Annotated in this window: 1 protein-coding gene and 1 pseudogene; both read right to left on the bottom strand. The window is 61.6% G+C overall.

The annotated features are described in order from the left end of the window. On the bottom strand, positions 1 to 2210 hold a 2210-nt coding region (gene rpoC, locus JOZ76_RS32445), incomplete at its 3' end, for a DNA-directed RNA polymerase subunit beta' (protein ID WP_291705471.1). After that, a pseudogene (locus tag JOZ76_RS32440) lies at positions 2203 to 3255 on the bottom strand (DNA-directed RNA polymerase subunit beta); the annotation flags it as partial. The pseudogene JOZ76_RS32440 and the gene rpoC, both read right to left, overlap by 8 nt.

The raw sequence follows: 3255 nt of genomic DNA, 5'->3' as shown, positions 1-3255 counted from the left end.
GTGTCCAGCTTGGGCTCGGAGATTTCCTTCATCATTTCGGCCGCGACCTGATCGGTGCACTTCGACCAGGTGTCGACGACGAGGTTGTACTTCTCCTTGTCCGTGGTCAGGCCATCCAGATACTGCTGCTCGTACTCGCGAACGCGGTGACGTGTCTCGTCGATCAGCTTGATCTTGGTATCCGGCACGACCATGTCGTCCTTGCCGAACGAAACGCCGGCCTTGCACGCCTCACGGAAGCCGAGGCCCATCACCGCATCGGCGAAGAGCACGGTCTCCTTCTGGCCGCAGTGACGATAGACCTCATCGATGATGTGGCTGACCTCCTGCTTGCGCAGCAGACGGTTCACCAGCGTGAACGGGATCTTCGGATGACGCGGCAGGATCTCAGCGATCATCATGCGGCCAGGCGTCGAGTCGACGCGCAGCGTGACGGGCTTGCCTTCGGCGTCGACTGTCTTGTAGCGGCACTTGATCTTGGCATGCAGCGTGAGCGTGCCCGCAAACAGGGCGTGCTCGATCTCTGCCATATCGTTGTAGAAGCCCTGGAGCGGCAGCTTCGTCTTCGGATCTTCCTTGTACTCGCCGGGCTCGTTCGGACGTTCCTGCGAGAGGTAGTAGAGCCCCAGAACGATGTCCTGCGTCGGCACGATGATCGGCTTGCCGTTCGCGGGGCTGAGGATGTTGTTGGTCGACATCATCAGCACGCGCGCTTCCAGCTGCGCTTCGAGCGACAGCGGGACGTGCACGGCCATCTGGTCGCCGTCGAAGTCCGCGTTGAAGGCGGTGCAAACCAGCGGATGGAGCTGGATCGCCTTGCCTTCGATCAGCACGGGCTCGAACGCCTGGATACCGAGGCGGTGGAGCGTCGGTGCGCGGTTGAGCAGCACCGGATGCTCGCGGATCACCTCTTCCAGGATGTCCCAAACCTCGGGCTTTTCCTTTTCGACCAGCTTCTTCGACTGCTTGACCGTCTGGCTGAAGCCCTTCGCTTCAAGCCGCGCGTAGATGAACGGCTTGAACAGCTCGAGCGCCATCTTCTTCGGCAAGCCACACTGATGCAGCTTGAGTTCCGGACCGACCACGATGACCGAACGGCCCGAGTAGTCGACACGCTTGCCGAGCAGGTTCTGACGGAAGCGGCCCTGTTTGCCCTTCAGCATATCGGCAATCGACTTCAGCGGACGCTTGTTGGCACCCGTGATGACGCGGCCGCGGCGGCCGTTGTCGAACAGCGCGTCAACAGACTCCTGCAACATGCGCTTCTCGTTGCGCACGATGATGTCCGGCGCCTTGAGTTCGATCAGGCGCTTCAGGCGGTTGTTGCGGTTGATGACGCGGCGATACAGGTCGTTCAGGTCCGACGTCGCGAAGCGGCCGCCATCCAGCGGGACGAGCGGGCGCAGATCCGGCGGGATCACCGGAACGACGGTCAGGATCATCCACTCCGGACGGTTGCCGGATTCGATGAACGCCTCGACGACCTTCAGGCGCTTAACGAGCTTCTTCTGCTTCTCGCCACCGTTGGAGCCCGCGATATCGACTCGCAGCTGATCCCGGAGCTTCTCTAGGTCGATCGCCATGAGGAGCTTGCGGATGGCTTCGGCGCCGATCTCGGCGGTGAAGCTGTCGTTGCCGTATTCGTCCTGCGCCTTATAAAACTCGTCTTCCGTCAGGAGCTGACGCTCCTTGAGCGGGGTCAGGCCCGGCTCGATGACGATGTAGTTCTCGAAGTAGAGGACGCGTTCCAGATCCTTCAGCGTCATGTCGAGCATCAGGCCGATGCGCGACGGGAGCGACTTCAGGAACCAGATGTGTGCAACCGGCGACGCGAGCTCGATGTGCGCCATGCGATCGCGGCGCACCTTCTGCACCGTAACCTCAACGCCGCACTTCTCGCAGACGATGCCTTTGTACTTCATGCGCTTGTACTTGCCGCACAAGCACTCGTAGTCCTTCACCGGGCCGAAGATGCGGGCGCAGAAGAGGCCATCCCGCTCCGGCTTGAAGGTGCGGTAGTTGATCGTTTCCGGCTTCTTCACCTCGCCGTGCGACCAGCGGAGGATTTGATCTGGCGACGCGAGCGAGATGCGGATGCGGTCGAACGCAGGGACTTCTTTTCCCTGCTGAAACACATTCATCAGCTCGTGGTTTGCACGGGCCGCATCGCGACGGTGCGAGCGGGATTCACTTTCGAAAGTATCAGCCATTGAGCAGCTCCACATTGAGCGACAGCGAACGCATTTCCTTGACGAGCACATTGAACGATTCCGGAATACCGGCCTCGAAGGTGTCCTCGCCGCGGACGATCGCTTCGTACACTTTGGTTCGTCCCGCCACGTCGTCGGACTTCACAGTCAGGATTTCCTGCAGCGTGTAGGCGGCGCCGTAAGCCTCGAGCGCCCAGACCTCCATTTCGCCGAAACGCTGGCCGCCGAACTGGGCCTTGCCGCCCAGTGGCTGCTGCGTGACAAGCGAATATGGACCGATCGAACGCGCGTGGATCTTGTCGTCCACCAGATGGTTTAGCTTGAGCATGTAGATGTAGCCGACGGTGACCTGGCGCTTGAACGCCTCGCCGGTTCGGCCATCGTACAATGTCATCTGACCCGACGAGCTGAGGCCCGCCTGCTCCAGCATGTCGACGATGTCCTTCTCCTTGGCGCCGTCGAACACGGGCGTGGAGATCGGAATGCCGGCGCGCAGGTTGTCGCCAAGCTCCATCACGCCGCCTTCGTCCAGCTCCTTCAGCCGGTCGTCGTCGCCATAGATATGCTTGAGCTGACGGCGCAGCGGCTCGTATTTGCCGTCGCGCTTTACCTTGTCGAGCATGTCGCCGATCTGGCGGCCGAGGCCCGAACACGCCCAACCAAGGTGCGTCTCGAGAATCTGGCCGACGTTCATGCGCGAGGGCACGCCCAGCGGGTTCAGCACGAAGTCGACGGCCGTGCCGTCTTCCAGGTGCGGCATGTCCTCGATCGGAACGATGCGGCTGATGACGCCCTTGTTGCCATGACGGCCGGCCATCTTGTCGCCCGGCTGCAGCTTGCGCTTCACCGCCACGAACACCTTGACCATCTTCATGACGCCAGGCGCGAGTTCGTCGCCGCGGCGCAGCTTCTCGACCTTGTCCTCGAAGCGCTTGGTCAGCCGGTCGATCGAGTCGTCGAACTGCTTCTTCAGCGCCTCGATGTCGTCCATCACCTTGTCGTTGGCGACTGCGATCTGGCGCCACTGGCCCTTCGAGACCTCGCC

Source organism: Bradyrhizobium sp. (genome assembly GCF_019244115.1).
Lineage (GTDB): Bacteria > Pseudomonadota > Alphaproteobacteria > Rhizobiales > Xanthobacteraceae > Bradyrhizobium.
This window is presented reverse-complemented; position numbering and strand designations above follow the sequence as displayed.